Genomic DNA, 18,513 nt, shown 5'->3' on the forward strand with positions numbered 1-18,513 from the left:
AGAAATGCAAAATGAAATCAAGGGAGACCGGCCATGTGCCTTGCCATTCCAATGACGGTTAAAAGTATAGATGGTACGCGGGCTCTCGCGGAGGCGTACGGCGTTGAAAAATATGTGGATATCACCATAACCCCCGATGTCGCAGTCGGCGACAAGGTGATCATCCACGCCGGTTTCGTAATCGAAAAGCTCGACCCGGAGTCCGCGCGCGAGATAGAGGCCGCATGGGACGAGTATCACCGCGCGATGAATGATGACAATGAGGCGGGGAGGCCAGATGGCGCATAGGCGTCCCGTTTCCGTGGAGCTCATCGGCCGGACGGTGGCCGACCTTGTAGACCGGGCGAGCTTCGAGATGCCCGCCGGGGTCGAGGACCTGTATGCGGCCATGCGCGACCGGGAAAACTCGGGGACTGCCCGGTATGCGCTTGGGGTACTCGTCGATAACGCCGCGATCGCCCGGGCCGACCGGCTCCCGCTCTGCCAGGATTGCGGCGTGACGATCGTCTTCTTTGACATCGGGCAGGATGTGTCGCTTGAGGGAGACTATCTTCCCGATGCCGTTAACAGGGGAGTGCGCGATGCCTACGAGAGGCTGTATCTGCGAAAATCGGTGGTGGGCGACCCGCTGGTAAGGAAAAATACGGAGACCAACACTCCCTGCTTTCTCCACACCGAAATAGTCCCCGGAGACCGCGTGGGCATTACGGTGTACCTTAAGGGCGGCGGTTCGGAAAACATGAGTTTTCTGAAGATGTTCAGGCCGACCGCCTCCGTAGAGGAAATCATTGACCATATCGCCTCGTGCGTCATAGAGGCGGGGCCGAACCCGTGTCCGCCGCTTTTTCTGGGTGTCGGTATCGGTGGTACGGCGGACGTAGCGCTCGTGAACGCCAAGAGGGCGGTGCTGCGCGGCGTCGGGAGCCGCCACGCGGACCCGGCCTACGCCGATATCGAGCGGCGGATACTCGAACGTCTCAACGCCACCGGCGTGGGCCCCCTGGGCTTCGGTGGAGCTTCCACCGCGGCGGCTGTATATATTAAAGAGGCTCCGACCCATATCGCCACGCTTCCCGTCGCGCTGAACCTCAACTGCCACTCGCTTCGGTACGCGGAGGCGGTGCTGTGAACTGGATACAGATACAAACTCCGTTAGACGACGAGACGGTCAACACGCTCCGAACCGGGGATGCGGCGCTCTTTTCGGGCGTGCTCTACGCGGCGCGCGACAAGGCACACGAGCGCATGAGGCGCATGATTGAAAACGGAGAAGCCCTGCCGTTCGATCCCCGGGGCCAGGTGATATACTTCATGGGGCCGAGTCCGGCGCCGCCCGGCAGGGTGATCGGCTCCGCGGGCCCCACGACATCCTACCGTATGGATCCGTTTGCCGGGACGATGTGTGGCGCCGGGGTCAAAGGCTTTATCGGGAAGGGCAAAAGGTCCGCGGAGGCGCGCGGGGCCATGATGAAATGCGGGGCCGTGTATTTCAGTACCTTCGGCGGCGCGGGCGCGTATCTTTCGAGGAGGATCGTTTCCTCCAGTGAGATCGCCTTCGATGATCTCGGGCCAGAGGCGATATACCGGCTTGAGGTCGCCGGCTTCCCGGCGATTGTCATCAACGATATTTTTGGCGGGGACCTGTATGAAGATGCGCTTTCAAAACGAGGATGATTTCGCCTGTTTCAGGGAGGAGCTGCGCCAGCGGCTCTCCTTGCACGCCCCGCGCACGATCCAGAAAAAGGGCCTGCGGCAGGCGGCGGTGATTATCCTCATCATGAACAGGGGCGGAGAGGCGCACGTTCTTCTGACCAAGAGGACGGAAAAGGTTGGCACCCACAAAGGACAGATGGCCCTGCCCGGCGGGGGCTATGATGAAAATGACGGCGATTTCCTGAGCACGGCTCTTCGCGAGACCGAGGAGGAGGTGGGAGTCCGCTCCGCGGACATCGATGTCCTCGGGCGCTTCGACGACTTCATCTCGATCGTCGGTTTTCACGTGGTAAGCTATATCGGCGTCATCCCGCATCCCTATGAGTACACGATCAACTGCGACGAGATAGAGGAATACGTGGAGGTGCCCCTCGCGATGTTCGTCAATCGCGAATACGGGAAGGTCCAGCAGGTCGAATTCGAGGGCTCCATGTACAACGTCTATTACTATTATTACCAAAACTTCGAGATATGGGGCATGACGTCCCGCATACTCACCGATTTCGCGGCGAAGATACTCAACATCTGCCCCGGGGAGAAGGTCGATTTAATTCATTGACAGGGTCTAATCGCCGGGAGACAATCCTTCCTGCCGATTTGTACCATAAATCCGATCGAGGCATTCGGGAGATTATCGTGAAACCTTTTTCAGTTTTATTTCTTTGTGCCCTGCTTTTTTTCCAGGCCTGTGCCGTCGAGCCGGTGACCGAAAAGGATTTCGCGGCCGTCTGGAAAGACTACCTCCAGCGTGAATTCGAAGAGGGCTTCGACGAAAAGCAGTCGATTTCACAGAGGGAGGCCATCTTCAGGGAAACCGCCGCGAGAAACGGCATCGATTACGAGGCGCTGAAACGCTATATGGCCGCCGAGCAGAAGGAAAAATACGAAAAAATCTTTCTAAAGCGGTAGTATGATTATCGGGGGGCGGTATGTTTAAAAAAATTGGTGAGCGAAGCCTTCACTTCACGATTTTCGCTTTCCTCACAGGCCTTTTCCTCGGAGTGAACCTCTCGTTTAAGGCGGAGGCGCTCGAGCCGGCCCACAGTTATCTGGATTATTTCCACCAGGTGTACCAGATCGTTCGCACGGAGTATGTCGACACCGTCGAGACAAAGAACCTGTTTTACGGCGCGATCCGGGGAATGCTTCAGGCGCTCAACGACCCGTTTACGCGGTTCCTCGACGAGGAGGATTTCGCCGAACTGAAAGAAGAGACTACCGGCAAGTTCGTGGGAGTGGGAATCGAGATCACCATGAAGGACGGTGAGATCGTCGTCATCTCTCCCATAAACGGTACTCCCGCCATGAAGGCGGGCATAAAGGCCGGCGATAGAATAACGAAGATAGACACGAGCGAGCTCAAGGACAAAAGCCTCCCCGAGATCATCAAGCTGATCCGCGGGCTGCCGCACACGAAGGTGAAGCTGACGGTGGTTCGTGAAGGGTTCGATGATCCGATCACCTTCGACCTCGAGCGCATGCCCATAAAAATAGACACGGTGAGTTACGATGTTCTTAAAGACCACGGTACCGGCTACATTAAGATCAAGACCTTCAGCTCGGACACCACGCGGGAAATCGAGAAGGCCCTTGGTGATTTGAATGCCAGGGGAATACGGCGCATCATTGTGGACCTGCGCTGGAACCCCGGCGGGCTGCTCGACCAGGCCATATCAATGACCGAACTTTTCCTGGACAAGGGGAAGACGATCGTCTCAACGCGCGGGCGCGAGGGCTCGGGCAACATCAGGGAGTATCTTGCGGATAAGCCCACGACGTACAAAGGAGGACTCGTGGTGCTCGTAAACAAGGGAAGCGCATCGGCCTCGGAAATATTTGCGGGGGCGATAAAGGACAACAAGCGCGGCAAACTCGTTGGCGAAAGGACGTTCGGGAAGGGCTCGGTACAGAAATCGTACAACCTCAACGAAAAAATCGGCCTTGCCCTTACCGTAGCCAAGTACTACACGCCCTCCGGAGTTTCCATACACGGCAAAGGCATCGAGCCGGATTTCGTCGTATCGTCCGAAAGCCTTGCCGAGGCCGACAGGAAAAACGTCAACGCGATCTACAGGGAGAAACTGGTCGACGCGTTTTTAAACACGCACAAGGGCTATACACCGGAAAACAGGAAGGAGTTCGTGGAATTCCTGAAGGGACACAATCTCCCGATCACCGAGAAGAGCGCCAATTACATACTCAAAAGCGAGATATACCGGTTTTCCAAGCAGCCGCTGTTCGACCTTGAGTTTGACTCGCAGCTTAAAAAGGCGATAGAAGTTGTCGGCGAAGAAACGTGACACGCTGGGCCTGGGGCTTGAGAGCTCGTGCGATGAAACATCGGTTTCGGTCGTGCGGAATGGAAGGGAGATACTCTCGAACCTTATATTCAGTCAGATAGCCCTTCATAGGGAGTACTTCGGCGTGGTGCCCGAAATAGCCTCGCGCGCACACCTGGAGACCGTCAACGGCCTTGTGGACGGGGCTCTTCGCGAGGCGGGTATATCGTTCAAGGGCCTGGGCTATGTCGCGGCAACGCAGCGTCCGGGTCTGACCGGCTCCCTTCTCATCGCCCTGCAGTCGGCGAAAGCCGTCTCCTACGCCATGAATATCCCGATGATAGCGGTAAACCACCTCGAAGCACACCTCTACGCGCCGTTCCTGGAAGGGAGGGAACCGGAATATCCTTATATTGGTCTGCTGGTTTCCGGTGGCAATACGGCATTGTATCATGTTCGCGGGATCGCCGATTTCACCCTGATCGGAAAGACGGTAGACGACGCCGTCGGCGAGGCCTTCGACAAGGTCGCCAAATTGCTCGACCTTGGCTACCCCGGCGGACCGGTCGTGGAAAGCCTGGCCCGAACAGCCGTGTTAAAAAAGAAGCTGTTCCCGAAAATACTGCCCGACCCGAACGGGGATTATCGTTTTTCCTACAGCGGACTGAAAACCGCCGTCGTCCAGTACCGGCGGGTGAATCCTCTGGCCGACAGGGCGGAACTGGTCCACGCATTCCAGGAGCGGGCGCTCGAGATACTGGTTAGGCGGGTTTTCGCGGCCTCCAGGGAGTTCGGAATCCCCAGGATCGTCGTGGCGGGAGGGGTGGCGGCAAACGGGAGGCTGAGGGAGATGCTTGCCGGGGCCCGGGAAGAGGGGGAGGAGGTTATCATCGCGTCGCCGGTCCTCTGCACGGACAACGCGGCGATGGTTGCGGGGCTTGGGTACCACTATTTCCGGCAGGGACTTTACAGTCCGCTTGATATCGACGTAAGCGCCCGGGTCTGACGCTCAGCCGGCGCAGCAGCGGTCCTTCCCCTGCAGCTTGGCCTTGTACATCGCCCTGTCGGCCAGATCGAGGAGCACGAAACAGTCTTTCATCGACTGGTCGAGCCCGGCGACGCCGATGCTCACGGTGATCCCCTCGGGCAGATCGCTTCCCTTGGCGGTGATTTCTCTTAGTTCCCTGGATATTTTTCGGGCGATTTTCATGGCGTTCTGCCTGGCGGTATGAGGCAGGACAACCAGGAACTCCTCGCCGCCGTAACGGCCGACCGAATCGATTTTGCGTATACACTTCCTCAGGGTGGAACCGACCATGGCAAGCACCCGATCGCCGACCTTGTGGCCGTAAATGTCATTGAATCGTTTGAAGTTATCAATGTCGATGAAAAGCACCGACAGTGGGAGCGAGTAGCGCCTGGCCCTCTGGAATTCACGGTTGAGATCGTTGTCGATATATTCGTGGGTGAAGACGCCGGTAAGGCCGTCGTGCGTAGCGGCCTCGATGATACCGGCCATGCTGTCCTTGATAAAAACGGCAACCTCCATGCCCGTCGTACTGAAGTGATCGACGACGGCCGTTTTAAGGCTTACCGGCCGGCCGAGGCTTCGGGAAAGCTCCTTGCGGTTTTCGGTAATGCTGTCCCAGAGGGATTTCGCGCGATCCTCCGATGTGGTGTAATGGAAGATCGTCTCGAGCAGGACCGAATACGGGGAATCCGTCTCGTGCCTGAGCGATTCAATGACGAAAGTCAGAACGGTGTCGTCGTTGAAATCGGACAGGATGTCCAGCTCGATGGTTTCTTTCGTCTGTAAAATTCTGTTTATCATGCCTGCACCTGCCGGCGCCGAGGGCGTGAGTAACGGTACGCTCGAAACGAAAAATGCCTTAAAAAAAGCGAATATCCATTCGACAATCTATTCAGCACCATAAGGGCGGGGGAATGTCAATCGAGTTTTCGACTGCATAAAACAAATTTCTTGATCATTTCGCGAACGGGGTGTATAGGTGTCAGGAGAAGGACGGTAGATGGCCAGAAAAGAGACGTTCCACAACCTCATCGACATCTGCATCCAGATGGAGGAAAACCCAGATCTTGCGGGCGACGCCAGGGCGATGTTCCGAAAATTGCTGGAGGAGTACTTTTTCAAGAGTGACGTGTACGACAGCAAGAGAGTGGCATTCCTTATTGAGAACATGACACTGCCGGATTTTCTCGGCGAGCATAGGTCCCTCATCGAAATACAAATGGACAGGTTTCGTGAGTTTATAGAAGGGGATACGATCAACGATTCCCTCGCAGGCAGGATCATGATTACCGCCGATTACCTCAAGGCCTTTTATCCGCACAACCCCCCGGCCTTCAACAAGCTTCCTCCCGATGTCAGGGAGGAACTGCTGAGAAAAGTCAAAACCCGGAATCAGCTTATTATTGACGCGTTTGAAAAAGTAATGGTCGACAGGACGGCTGACCGATCGAGGAAAGTGATTACCCTTGTCGCCCTGATTTTAAAGAACATTCACAGAAAAACGGGGCTTCCACTCAATCCTCCCGTGGCTCCCGCGGAGACCGTCATACGGGGGATTTTCAAGAATTGCGACGATATATTCAACGCAAAGCAGCGGCAGCTTGCGGAGCTCAACGATGACACCAGGATCAAGGAGGTCATCAAGGCGTTTTTCACCGTCAAGAAATTTCAGGACCTCGCCGGGACAACCAGACTGTTCAAGGCGGAGCTTGACCGCTACCGCAAGCGGGCACAGAGGGGATAGCCGTCAATCAGCGAGCCTCCCCGGCCCGCCCCGAATAGTAATAATAGAGTATAAGATCGGCCAGGACCAGCAGTCCGACCGCGATATAAAAGATGATCACCCAGTCGATGCCGGTGAGAACCTTATTGATGATTCCAAAACAATAACCGGTCAATACGAACCAGAGAAACAGCTTCGATTTTCCCCTCACGTCCTTGAGTTTAACGGATTTATAGATGGACGCCGGCCAGGACGCCCCGAAACAAAGAAGCATTAGCGCCTCGAACATCGCATACCCCCATTACCATTGATCGGGCGAGCGAAAGTACCCGGTAAAAAAAGGAAGGCGGGGTAGTAGCCCCCCGCCTTCCGGAACGATTCAGCGTTGAACAACTCTACTTAATGAAACCCAGCGCCTTTCCGATGACCGGCGAAAGCTTAACAACGACACCGGAGAAGACCACCGAAACCATGCTCATGAGCTTGAGAAGAATGTTGAGCGACGGGCCGGCCGTGTCCTTGAACGGGTCGCCTACCGTGTCACCGATAACGCCGGCCTTGTGGGCGTCCGAGCCCTTTCCGCCGTAGTTACCCTTCTCGATGTACTTCTTCGCGTTGTCCCAGGCGCCACCCGCGTTGTTGAGCATACAGGCCAGCGAGAAACCGGTCGCAAGCGAACCGGCGAGAAGGCCCATGACTCCGCCGACGCCCAGCACGAGGCCGACCGCCACAGGGACGAAAAGTGCCAGGAGCGAAGGGACGATCATCTTGCTCTGCGCGCCCTTGGTCGAGATTTCGACACAGCGGGCGTAGTCGGGCTTCTGTGTTCCCTGCATAATGCCGGGGAATTCTTTGAACTGCCTGCGGACTTCCTCGACCATGGCGCCGGCAGCGCGGCCGACGGCCTTGATCGTCATGGCGCTGAAAACGAAGGCCATCATGGCGCCGAGGAAAAGACCGCAGAGCACCAGCGGATTCATGAGCGACATGTCGTAGGCGGCCGCGAAGTGCTTGATCTGCGCGGTGTGCGCGACCACGTCGAAATCACTGGCGATAACGCCTTCGGGCAGCTTCTGGTAGAACTTCACCGCGCCGACCTGGAAATAGCCCTCGGGTGATACAACGGCGTACTTGCCGATCCAGAGCTTTACTTCCTCGATATAGGCGGAGAGAAGGGCCATCGAGGTAAGCGCGGCCGAACCGATCGCGAATCCCTTTCCGGTCGCGGCGGTGGTGTTGCCAAGCATGTCGAGGGCGTCGGTTCTCTTGCGGACTTCCGGAGGAAGGTGGCTCATCTCGGCGTTTCCGCCCGCGTTATCGGCGATCGGGCCGTATGCGTCGGTGGCCAGCGTTATGCCGAGGGTCGCGAGCATGCCGACCGCCGCAAAGCCGATTCCGTAAAGGCCGTAGTTGGCGCCCAGGGTAAATCCGCCGGCGGATGCGTAAGCGACGATGATGCCGATCACGATCGTAATAACCGGAATACCGGCGGAGAACATGCCGGTGGACATACCGTCGAGAATACCGGTCGCCGGTCCCATGGTGTGCTGCTTGGCGATGCCCTGGGTCGGAGAGTATTCATCGGCGGTGTAGTACTCGGTCGACTGGCCGATGATGAGCCCGGCCACGAGGCCCGCTATAACGGCGCCGAAGACGCCCCAGGTGATGAGGTCGATGTAGGCAAGGACGGCGAGCGCGGCGATGATCATGAACGAGCTTCCCCACACGCCGATGTTAAGGGATACAAGAAGGTTTTTCATGGTCGCATCTTCCTTCGTGCGCACCATGAAGATGCCGATGATCGAGAAGATAATGCCCAGACCGGCCACGATCATGGGAGCGATGATAGGCTTGACCACTTCGCCCGTCTCGGCTGCGATTAGGGGAAGCGCCGCTCCAAGGGCCGCAGTCGCGAGGATTGAACCGCAATATGACTCGTAGAGGTCCGCGCCCATCCCGGCCACGTCGCCCACATTGTCGCCTACGTTGTCGGCGATTGTCGCGGGATTGCGGGGGTCGTCCTCGGGGATTCCCGCCTCGACCTTGCCGACCAGGTCGGCTCCGACGTCGGCCGCCTTGGTGTAGATGCCGCCGCCCACGCGGGCGAAGAGCGCCTGGGTCGACGCGCCCATGCCGAAGGTGATCATGGTGGTCGTGATTTCAACAAGTTTTGCGTGTTTGAATTCCGGGCTGTTGATCAGGTGCATGTCAAAAACGCCGCCGGCGATCCCGATCTTGTGCACGAGTGCTTCACTCAGGTTCCAGATGTTGTTGTCATAGACGTAGTTGAGTCCCATGTACCAGAGTGAAATGTCGAGGAGACCGAAACCGACAACGACGAGTCCCATGACCGCGCCGGAACGGAAGGCGACCTGGAGTCCGCGGTTGAGGGACTTCGAGGCGCCCTGAGCCGTCCTGGAAGACGCGTTGGTGGCGGTGTTCATGCCGAGGAAACCGCAGAGCCCCGAAAAGAAACCGCCGGTCAGAAACGCGACGGGAACGAACGGGTTCTGGATTCCGAAATACGCGAGTACGGTGAAGAGCACCACCAGCACGAAAAAGACGATGGTGACGACTTTGTACTGTCGCTTGAGATAGGCGAACGCGCCTTCCCGGACGTACCCGGCTATCTCTTCCATTCTCTCATTGCCTTTCTCCGCTCTCATCATCATCCGGTATAAAACCCAGGCGAAGAACAGGGCAATGAGCGACGCCACCGGGGCGATATAAAACAGAGGATTAACCATAGTGAGTCACTCCTTTACCATTAGTTTTATTTGTAAATACCGCCCGTCCGATCGCGCCGGACGGGCTTGAATGCGCTAAATTATTTTTCCATAGCGTTAAAGACATATTCCGCGAGGTCGAAGGTCTGAAGATTCTGAATGTCGAGCTCGTTCGCTCCATCCGCGAGCATGGTCAGACAGAACGGACACGCCGTCGCTATTTTCGTGGCCCCGCTTGCCTGAGCGTCCTTGGTCCGGAATTGGTTTATCCGGGCACCGAGGTGCTCTTCGATGAACATGCGCGCACCGCCCGCTCCGCAGCAGAAGCTGCGATGGTGGTTGCGGCTCATTTCGACGATCTTGGTTCCGGGGATCGCCTTGATGATGTCGCGTGGCGCCGCGTAGATCTCGTTGTAGCGGCCGAGGAAGCACGAGTCGTGATAGGTAACGGTCTCGTTGAGCGGCTCGACGAGCTTGATCTTGCCCTTTTTGATGAGGTCGGCGATGATCTCGGTGTGATGGTAAACCTCATACGCGGCCTCGAGGGGCGCGCCGTCCGGGCCCTTGGCGAGCTTTGCGAACTTCGCGTATTCCTTCTTGATCACGTTATAGCCGTGGGGACAGGTTGTGACGATCTTCTTCACCCCGTAGGCCTTGAAGGTCTCGAGGTTCTGGGTGGCCAGCGCGTGGAAGAGGTATTCGTTTCCGGCGCGCATGGCGGCATCGCCGCAACAGGCCTCTTCGGCTCCGAGAATACCGACCTTGTAGCCGGCCTTCTGCAGAATCTTTATAAGCGCGATGCCGATCTTCTGGTTGCGCTTGTCGAAGGAGGTATAGCAGCCGACGTAGAAAAGGAAATCGACCGCGGAATCTTCGGAAAGCGTCTTCACTCCAAGTTCGGCGGGCAGCCAGTCGCCCCGTCCCGCGAAGCCGAAGCCGAACGGGTTGGAGTTGTTCTCCATGTTAGAGAGCGTCGTCTGGAGCTCGGGCGCCATGGAGCCTTCCATGAGAATCTTAAAGCGTCGCATGTCGTTGATCTTGTTGATATGTTCGATCTGCACCGGGCAGTTCTCCACGCACGCGGCGCAGTTGGTGCACGACCAGATTTCGTCGTCAAGCACGTGCTCGCCGATGAGCATCTTCGATTCTACGGTCGCGATGTCCTGGCCGGCCCGCTTTGCTTCCATGAGCTTCGGGGCACGTTCGTCCATGGCCGCCTTGACGTCGTTGATTATTTTCTTGGGAGAAAGCGGCTTCTCGGTGAGATACGCCGGACAGTTGTCCTGACAGCGGCCGCAACGGGTGCAGGCGTCGCCGTCCATAAGCTGTTTCCAGGTGAACTGCTCGACCGAGCCCACTCCGAAGGATTCGGCGGTCTCGAAGGTAGCGGGCGAGATGGGCTGCATGGAGTACTTGGTGTTCTCGTTTTCGTTGTCGAGATTCTGGAAATATACATTGAGCATGGTTGTGGCGACATGCCCCAGCTTGTCCGATCCGATCAGGCCGATGAAGGAGAAGGCCGAAACCATGTGCAGCCACCAGTTGACGTAGTGCATCGTTTCGAGGGCGGGCCTGCCGATCCATGAAAAGGCGTGGGCCAGAGCGTAACCGAAGGGAGACCATACCTCAAATACCGGAAAGTCAGTGATGGCTATGCGCATCGCCTCATTGAAAAAACCGGTAAGGACGATGAAGGTGATCAGCGCGAGCGCAAAGGTGTCGATCATCTTGGTGTCGAGCCGGGAGGGTTTCACCTTGTACCTTCTGTAGATCGCCATGACAAGACCGACGAGAACGATCCCACCGAAGAGGTCGCCGGCGAGAGACCATATAAGGTAGAAGTTTCCGTAAATGAACTTGGTGTGGAAGAAGAGCTCGGTAATGTCCTCCTGCACCACAATGATCGCCGTCACGATAAAAAGGCCGATAAAGCCCCAGAAAAGGCTTACATGGAAGATGCCGGTGTAGGATTCGCGAAGCACCTTGGCCTGGAAAATGACGTACTTGAAAAACGCGTAGATCCTTTTTTCGTGGAAATCCGTGCGGAGCTCTCCGACCCCCTGCCTCCAGATTATTATTCTACGGTAAAGGGTGATGCCGAGATAGATGAACGCGGCGAACATGAAGATGTATATGCCCCAGCGCATGAAGCCATGCGGGCCGCCAACATTGAAGTACATCTGGCGGGCGATGTCGGTGGCGGGCATATCGTACAAACCGGCGAAATTCATAGGAATCCTCCGCTTCTGTTAGATATGGAACGATAATCGCTGGTGATAAATTGAGTTCTCAATGAACTCTCACGGAACAGATTTGCTGCTTACATGGCGAACAGGACGGTTTTCCGCGCCTGCGACGGGAAAACCCCGCATTGCCGGGTCCCGCAACAACTCCAATACAAACCTGACTACTAAAAGTCCATTACGTAACCGTTGGGATGGTTGTCAACTTTATTTTATCGCTGAAACATGACATATTAATATGAATGTATATATTTGTACGATGGCGTTCGCCCGGGTTTTAAAAGATGGGCGCTCGGCCCGCGGAGCGCTTTTTTTAATGTTCCAGTGCGGGATTCGTGATATATTTCCGCAACCGGAGTGGACATTTTTTATTGACATCACCTCGGAAAGGGGCACATAGTGAGCCCCTTGCGGCGCCGCCACGGGCGGCGTCTTTATACATCGCGCTATCTTATCCAGAGTGGCGGAGGGACTGGCCCCGAGAAGCCACGGCAACCGTCCCCGAAAGGGGGCAGGTGCCAACTCCAGCGGACAACAATCCGGGAGATGGGATGGCAGTTTATTGAAAAATAAACCGCTGTCGCCTGTTTCCGATACGCGGTTTTTTTTAATGGAGAGAAGACCCGCTTTGCCGGGCGAACGCATGAAGACGAATGGAATACTCGATGTGCCCGATGACTCGGTAGGACTTGTTAAAACCGAATACTTCACTTTCGCCGCTTCGCCGGACGAGATGCGGCTGGTTTCCGGCAAGAGGTTGGGTCCGGTAACGCTCGCCCACGAAACCTATGGGAGCCTTAATTCGGAACGCACGAACGCCGTGCTCCTCCTGCACGCGCTTTCGGGCTCCGCACACGCGGCCGGATATAACAGCAACGATGACCTGTACCCCGGATGGTGGGATCTCTACGTCGGTCCCGGAAAGACCTTCGATACGGACAAGTACTTCATTATCTGCTCGAACGTGATCGGCGGATGTATGGGCTCGACGGGGCCCACCTCCATCGACCCGGGGACAGGAAAGGAATACGGGTTGAGCTTCCCGATCGTTACGGTCCAGGATATGGTGAACGCGCAGTATCATCTGGTGAGGCATCTCGGTATAGACCGACTGCTCGCGGTGGCGGGCGGCTCCATGGGCGGCATGCAGGCGCTTCAGTGGTGCATCTCGTATCCCGACATGGTCGCATCGGCGATCCCCCTGGCAAGCTCGGCTTCGCTGTCCGCGCAGGGGATAGCGTTCAACGAGGTGGGGCGCCAGGCGATCTTTCGCGATCCGAACTGGCGCGGCGGCGACTATTATGGAGGAAAAAAGCCCGAGGCGGGGCTGGGGCTCGCACGCATGATCGGCCACATCACCTATATGAGCGAACGGCTGATGCACGAGAAATTCGGGCGCAGGCTGCAGGACGCAAACCTCTTCAGTTTCAACTTCGAGTCCGAGTTTATGGTGGAGTCGTACCTGCACCACCAGGGAATAAAGTTCGTAAACCGCTTCGACGCGAACTCGTACCTGTATATCACCAAGGCGATGGATTACTTCGACCTCAAGGCCGATTACGGCAGTCTCGGCGCGGCTTTCGAGAACGTGAAGGCCGATTTTCTCATCATAAGCTACACTTCCGACTGGCTATACCCGAGCGAGCAATCGAGGGAGATCGTTCGGGCCCTTCGCGCCTGCGGCAAACATGTCGGCTATACCGAGATCGAATCGGACACCGGGCACGACACCTTTCTGCTCGACGACAAGCAGACACAGCGCAATATCGCGAATTTTTTGAGGAGCCAGTTTGAAAAGCACGGCTGATCATGGCGGTGAAATCCGCGCTGGGTATGACATTATAATCGAGGAGGTCCCCGCATATTCGCGCGTGCTCGACCTGGGCTGCGGCGACGGGGTTCTGCTCCACGCGCTCCAGCGCATCAAGAAGATAGACGGGTACGGCGTCGAACTTTCGGCCGAGGGGGTGAGCATGTGCCTGGAGAAGGGCCTGTACTGCTACCAGGGCGACATCGACGACGGCCTGGCCGATTACAAGAGCAACTCGTTCGATTACGTCATCCTCAACCAGACACTGCAGAGCACCAAGAAGCCGGAATACGTGCTGGCGGAGATCATGCGCATCGGAAAAAACGCGATCATAAGCTTTCCGAATTTCGGGTACTATCATATCCGCCTGCAGCTCCTCTGCAAAGGCACCATGCCGAGGAACAGGCTCCTGCCGTACGATTGGTACGAGTCGCCGAACATCCATCTTCTCACCATACGCGACTTTTTGAGCTACTGCCGCGCGCGCCATTATCCGGTCAAGAAACAGCGGCACTTCAATATTGGGAACGGAGGCGTATCGCTTTCAAGTGCCGTCGCGGCCAATCTTTTCGCGCAGTACGGCATGTTTGTCCTTGACGGCGAAAAATTTACCGGCGCTTTCTGATCGCAACCATGCCGCCATTCAGAGTGATATCGCGCTACAGGCCGTCCGGAGACCAGGAGCGGGCGATCGACCTCCTGTCGGAGGGTATTGGCGAGGGCATGAAGTACCAGACGCTCCTCGGCGTTACCGGCTCGGGAAAAACCTTCACCATGGCCAAGGTGATCGAGCGGGTAGGGAAGCCGGCGCTGGTGCTCACGCACAACAAGACACTCGCGGCCCAGCTTTACCGAGAATTCAAGGAGTTCTTCCCCCAGAACGCGGTCGAGTACTTCGTTTCGTACTATGACTACTACCAGCCTGAGGCATACGTGGCCTCGCGGGACCTTTATATAGAAAAAGACGCGTCTATCAACGACGAGATCGACCGCCTGCGCCTGAGGGCGACTTCGTCGATCCTGACCCGAAGCGATGTCATCGTGGTGTCCTCAGTCTCGTGTATATACGGTCTGGGAAGCCCGGATGACTTCGAAAAGCTGCACGTGCCCCTGCGCGTGGGTGATGATTTCGGACGCGACGAGCTGTTGCAGCGCCTCGTGGCCATACACTACACGCGTAACGACATCTCGTTCACCCGCGGCACCTTCAGGGTCCGGGGCGACATGGTTGAGATATACCCGGCCTACCTGCAGGAATCGGTCCGCGTGGAGTTTTTCGGGGACGAGATAGAGGCCATACACCGCACCGATCCGCTTACCGGCAAGAAGATCGAGAAGGTCGACAACACCTACATCTATCCCGCCAAGCACTTCGTCTCAACGGGCGATGAGATGACGGTCACGGTGAAGATGATCGAAGAGGAACTCGCCGGTCGTCTGGCGAGCCTCAAGTCCGAGGGCAGGCTCCTGGAGGCGCAGCGCCTGGAGAGCCGCACCCGCTACGACATGGAGATGCTCCTGGAGATGGGCTACTGTTCGGGCGTCGAGAACTACTCGCGCATCATCGGTCGCAGGGGAGCGGGCGAGCCTCCGCCAACGCTCCTGGATTATTTCAAGGGCAACTTCATTCTGTTTGTGGACGAGTCGCATGTCACCCTGCCCCAGGTGCGCGGCATGTTCGAGGGGGACCGTTCGCGGAAGACGAACCTCGTGGAATACGGGTTTCGCCTGCCGTCGGCGCTCGACAACCGGCCGCTTTATTTCGAGGAGTTCGAGCGCATAATCGACCGCGCCGTTTTCGTTTCGGCCACGCCCGCGGATTACGAACTCTCCGTAAGCTCGCGCATCGTGGAGCAGGTTATACGGCCGACCGGGCTCATCGATCCTGCGATCGAGGTGCGCCCGGCAAAAAATCAGGTCGACGACCTGATCGGCGAGGTGCGCATACGCGCGGAACGCAACGAGCGCGTGCTGGTGACGACGCTCACCAAGAAGATGAGCGAGGATCTCACCGCCTATCTCGAAAATGCAGGCATCCGCGCGAAGTACCTGCATTCCGAGATCGAAACCATCGAGCGAGTTGAAATAATACGTGACCTCAGGAAAGGCGAGTTCGACTGCCTGGTCGGTATAAACCTCCTGCGCGAGGGTCTGGACATCCCGGAGGTGTCGCTGGTGGCCATCCTCGACGCCGACAGGGAGGGCTTTCTGCGCTCGGCCCGCTCGCTCATCCAGACGGCGGGGCGCGCGGCGCGCAACCTTGGCGGCATGGTCATTATGTACGCTGAGAAGATAACTCCCTCAATGCAGACGGCGATCGACGAAACGAACCGCCGCCGGGAGATGCAGCACCGCTACAACGTCGAGCACAACATCACCCCCGCCTCCATTTCGAAGGAAATCCTCGATATCATCGAGCGGGAGTACCACAGCGACGACGAGTACGCCTCGTATGTCGCCGACTACAAAAACGCCTATCGCACCTTGGATCCGGGAACGCTCAAGGGTCTAATCGAAACCATCCGCACCGACATGCTTGAGGCGGCGTCGAACCTCGAGTTCGAGAAGGCCGCGGTGCTACGCGACCAGATGATGGAGGCCGAGAAGAAACTGATCCTGCTGGAGAAGGCAAAAAAATGATATCACTGCCGAACGAAAACGACATCCTCCCCATTATTGACGCCGCTCTGAAAGAGGACATAGGCGACGGTGACGTCACCTCTGAGGCGATATTTACGGGTGCGGATATCTCGACGGCAAGGGTGATCTCCAGGCAGGACGGGATATTTTGCGGCGGGGGAGTCGTTAAAATGGTGTATCGTCGCGTCGATCCTGACGTGCGGGTGTCGCTGGTGAAAAGCGACGGCGAACGGATCGCCCGCGGCGAGACGGCTTTCATGGTGTCGGGACGCACCGCAGCGGTCCTTACCGGCGAGCGGACCGCGCTCAACTTCGCGCAGCGCATGTCGGGGATCGCGACCGGGGCCGGCCGCGCGGTGAAGCTGGTTGCGGGGACGACCATTCGCATACTCGACACGAGAAAGACCGCGCCGGGGCTTCGCCTGCTCGACAAGTACGCGGTGGCGGCGGGGGGCGGCACCAACCATCGCATGGGCCTTTTCGATATGGTGATGATCAAGGACAACCACATACGGGCCGCGGGCGGCATCGCCGAGGCGGTGCGGCGCGTGCGTATGGCCCACGGTGCGCGCTTCAAGGTTGAGGTCGAGGTCACCACGACCTCCGAGGCGCGCGAGGCGGCCGACGCGGGCGCGGACATCATCATGCTCGACAACATGGAAAGGGAGCTCATGCGCGAGGCGATAGAGATAATCGGCGGCCGCTCGAAGATCGAGGTTTCGGGCAACATGGATGAGGGTCGCATACGCGAGACCGCGGAACTCGCGATCGATTTTATCTCGATCGGCGCGCTCACGCATTCGGTCAGGGCGTTCGACCTCTCGATGCGCTTCGAGTAGCGCCGGGCCTACTCCCTGCCGGGTTTCAGCGTCGTGTGGGCCGGGTAAAAACCGTATCGCCGGTAGAAGGGGAGCGCCTCCTCGTTCCCGGCCGCCACGACGATCGTGATCTCCGTCGTTTCCCCTGCCTTCAGCCATTCGATAGCTCGTCCCAACAGTCTGTCGCCCGTGCCGGAAAGCCGATACTCCTCCTCGATGAAAATCGAATCGACCTCGCCGTACCCGTTGCGGTCTATCGTGCTTATACAATATCCGACGATCGTCCCACCGTCGCGCGCTACGTCGATGTTGATGTCGATATCATCCCCGAGGAATTTTTCTATCCGCTTTTCGAAGGTTAAGGATTCGTAATACGGGCCGAAATGCGGCGAGCGGTGCAGGTGGTGAAACCTGAGCTTCTCCCATAGCGGCCGGACGGCCTCGATCGCGGTCACTGGCACGGTGGTTATGTCGATCGTTCCCATGAGTCGCCTTTTGTCGCAATTACCGGCTTTCCCAGCGGTGGCCGCTGAGCGCGATGAGCAGTATCGCCGGCATGTAGAACAACCAGGTAATGATCATGCAGTATGGCGCAATCGATTCGACCCGTATGTTGTAGAGCACCCCTATGATTTCGGTCGCGAACCAGGAGCTGACGCCCATCGCGATGAGCCAGGCGTTTCGCGCTGGGAAGAGCCGGTTTCGCACGGTCTCCCATCCCACCCAAAGCGAAGTCGTGAGGACAAGGGCGTAAAAGAGCGAGGGATAGAACTGCCCGGCCGCGTGAAGTGGAGCGGCGAGAAGTATGAAGATGACCGTCACCGGAACGTAGAAGCAGAGCGGGAATGCCATTCGCCGCGCAAGCGGCGCGTCGGAGCGGAGAAACTCGAAACCGCGCGCATGGCGTGTGATGAGCAGGATGTGCGCGATGATGGAGAGCGCGGCGCCGACGAGGAAGGCGGTGTTTTTAAGCGAAACGTCGTCGTGGTACACCCATACGCTCATGGCCGCGTCGACGATGACGATACATACGTACGCTATTACGAGCAGGAGTGTATCTTTCGCGCCGAGACCGTTCTTCCCGATTCCGAACACTATGAGGGCGCAGAGCAGGGAGACAACGGGTTTTGCGAAGGCCGGGTAGACGCTGCCGGTTCCGTAGAGATGGTTGCTCAAGTCGATCGAGAAAAATGATCCGGTGATGAAAAGCGCAAGGGCCGAGGCGGCGATGACGAGCCAGAGCCGTGGATTGGCGGTCTGCGGATTGGCGGCCTCTGTCATTGTGTTCCTCCTGTCGATTTTTATTTCGTTAATACGCCGGTACACAGACGAATTCTTCCTTCCGCTCATGGGCGGTAATTTTCAGCCACCGGTCAGCAGTATGTACAGCGTGAGCGCCCCCTGGGCGACCGATAGCGCGAGCGTGGCGGCCAGCATGAGGCGCGATATCGGAAGCGTAAACTCCGTGCGCCCCCGTCTGATAAACCAGGTGTGGGCGAAAAACGCAAAAATCCCCCCGCATGCGACGAGC

At 57.5% G+C, this 18,513-nt stretch carries 18 protein-coding genes and 1 riboswitch; of the genes, 12 read left to right on the forward strand and 6 right to left on the reverse strand.

What is annotated here, in order from left to right; translation table 11 throughout:
- The first annotated feature begins 33 nt into the window (after positions 1-33).
- From VLM75_04475 to tsaD, 7 genes are all read left to right on the forward strand, one after another.
- On the forward strand, positions 34-288 hold the full coding sequence (locus VLM75_04475; protein ID HSV96174.1) for a HypC/HybG/HupF family hydrogenase formation chaperone: 255 nt from the start codon (positions 34-36) through the stop codon (positions 286-288).
- Positions 278-1,129 carry a fumarate hydratase gene (locus VLM75_04480; GenBank protein ID HSV96175.1) on the forward strand — a complete coding sequence of 284 codons (852 nt, stop codon included), beginning with the start codon at positions 278-280 and terminating at the stop codon, positions 1,127-1,129. The genes VLM75_04475 and VLM75_04480 overlap by 11 nt, the downstream gene beginning before the upstream one ends.
- Positions 1,126-1,674 carry a fumarate hydratase C-terminal domain-containing protein gene (locus tag VLM75_04485; GenBank protein HSV96176.1) on the forward strand — a complete coding sequence of 183 codons (549 nt, stop codon included), beginning with the start codon at positions 1,126-1,128 and terminating at the stop codon, positions 1,672-1,674. The genes VLM75_04480 and VLM75_04485 overlap by 4 nt, the downstream gene beginning before the upstream one ends.
- The gene (locus VLM75_04490) at positions 1,646-2,272 is read left to right on the forward strand and encodes a CoA pyrophosphatase (GenBank protein ID HSV96177.1); all 627 of its coding nucleotides are present in this window, start codon (positions 1,646-1,648) and stop codon (positions 2,270-2,272) included. Before VLM75_04485 ends, VLM75_04490 begins: the two co-directional genes overlap by 29 nt.
- A 77-nt stretch (positions 2,273-2,349) precedes the next feature.
- Complete coding sequence (locus VLM75_04495) at positions 2,350-2,622, forward strand: hypothetical protein (GenBank protein HSV96178.1); 273 nt, start codon at positions 2,350-2,352, stop codon at positions 2,620-2,622.
- A gap of 20 nt (positions 2,623-2,642) precedes the next feature.
- Positions 2,643-4,013 (forward strand): S41 family peptidase, encoded by a 1,371-nt coding sequence (locus tag VLM75_04500; GenBank protein ID HSV96179.1) that lies wholly within the window; start codon positions 2,643-2,645, stop codon positions 4,011-4,013.
- Entirely contained in the window at positions 3,994-4,998 is a 1,005-nt protein-coding gene (gene tsaD, locus VLM75_04505; protein HSV96180.1) for a tRNA (adenosine(37)-N6)-threonylcarbamoyltransferase complex transferase subunit TsaD, read from the forward strand. The genes VLM75_04500 and tsaD overlap by 20 nt, the downstream gene beginning before the upstream one ends.
- A gap of 3 nt (positions 4,999-5,001) precedes the next feature.
- Here tsaD and VLM75_04510 read toward each other — a convergent pair whose 3' ends face one another.
- Complete coding sequence (locus tag VLM75_04510) at positions 5,002-5,823, reverse strand: GGDEF domain-containing protein (GenBank protein HSV96181.1); 822 nt, start codon at positions 5,821-5,823, stop codon at positions 5,002-5,004.
- 199 nt (positions 5,824-6,022) lie between these two features.
- On the opposite strand from VLM75_04510, the gene VLM75_04515 reads away from it, so the two are divergent.
- Positions 6,023-6,766 carry a hypothetical protein gene (locus VLM75_04515; GenBank protein ID HSV96182.1) on the forward strand — a complete coding sequence of 248 codons (744 nt, stop codon included), beginning with the start codon at positions 6,023-6,025 and terminating at the stop codon, positions 6,764-6,766.
- Between the two features lie 7 nt (positions 6,767-6,773).
- On the opposite strand, the gene VLM75_04520 is transcribed toward VLM75_04515, so the two are convergent.
- The 3 genes from VLM75_04520 to VLM75_04530 all read right to left on the reverse strand — a co-directional run bounded on the left by VLM75_04520 (position 6,774) and on the right by VLM75_04530 (position 11,702).
- Complete coding sequence (locus VLM75_04520) at positions 6,774-7,034, reverse strand: hypothetical protein (GenBank protein HSV96183.1); 261 nt, start codon at positions 7,032-7,034, stop codon at positions 6,774-6,776.
- Between the two features lie 106 nt (positions 7,035-7,140).
- Complete coding sequence (locus VLM75_04525; GenBank protein ID HSV96184.1) at positions 7,141-9,492, reverse strand: sodium-translocating pyrophosphatase; 2,352 nt, start codon at positions 9,490-9,492, stop codon at positions 7,141-7,143.
- Between the two features lie 80 nt (positions 9,493-9,572).
- Positions 9,573-11,702 (reverse strand): heterodisulfide reductase-related iron-sulfur binding cluster, encoded by a 2,130-nt coding sequence (locus VLM75_04530; protein ID HSV96185.1) that lies wholly within the window; start codon positions 11,700-11,702, stop codon positions 9,573-9,575.
- Positions 11,703-12,162: 460 nt separating this feature from the next.
- Positions 12,163-12,267, forward strand: a riboswitch (SAM riboswitch).
- A 90-nt stretch (positions 12,268-12,357) separates the two neighbouring features.
- Here VLM75_04530 and VLM75_04535 point away from each other — a divergent pair.
- Genes VLM75_04535 through nadC form a run of 4 tightly spaced genes read left to right on the forward strand, consistent with a single transcriptional unit; the run spans position 12,358 to position 17,003 of the window.
- Positions 12,358-13,521, forward strand: a complete 1,164-nt coding sequence (locus VLM75_04535; GenBank protein ID HSV96186.1) for a homoserine O-acetyltransferase — start codon at positions 12,358-12,360, stop codon at positions 13,519-13,521.
- Positions 13,505-14,149, forward strand: coding sequence for a methionine biosynthesis protein MetW (gene metW / locus VLM75_04540; protein ID HSV96187.1), 645 nt, complete (start codon positions 13,505-13,507; stop codon positions 14,147-14,149). Before VLM75_04535 ends, metW begins: the two co-directional genes overlap by 17 nt.
- 8 nt (positions 14,150-14,157) lie before the next feature.
- Entirely contained in the window at positions 14,158-16,164 is a 2,007-nt protein-coding gene (uvrB, locus tag VLM75_04545; protein ID HSV96188.1) for an excinuclease ABC subunit UvrB, read from the forward strand.
- Positions 16,161-17,003: a carboxylating nicotinate-nucleotide diphosphorylase gene (nadC, locus tag VLM75_04550; GenBank protein ID HSV96189.1), complete on the forward strand. Its 843-nt coding sequence runs from the start codon at positions 16,161-16,163 to the stop codon at positions 17,001-17,003. Before uvrB ends, nadC begins: the two co-directional genes overlap by 4 nt.
- Before the next feature lie 8 nt (positions 17,004-17,011).
- Here the strand turns inward: nadC and VLM75_04555 are convergent, their stop codons facing one another.
- Together VLM75_04555 and VLM75_04560 are read right to left on the reverse strand one after the other, a co-directional pair.
- Entirely contained in the window at positions 17,012-17,467 is a 456-nt protein-coding gene (locus VLM75_04555) for a GNAT family N-acetyltransferase (GenBank protein HSV96190.1), read from the reverse strand.
- Positions 17,468-17,486: 19 nt separating this feature from the next.
- A complete protein-coding gene (locus VLM75_04560; protein HSV96191.1) occupies positions 17,487-18,263 on the reverse strand; it encodes a hypothetical protein in 777 nt (258 codons plus the stop codon).
- Positions 18,264-18,513 lie beyond the last annotated feature (250 nt).

It is taken from the genome of Spirochaetota bacterium (assembly GCA_035477215.1).
Classification (GTDB): domain Bacteria; phylum Spirochaetota; class UBA4802; order UBA4802; family UBA5368; genus MVZN01.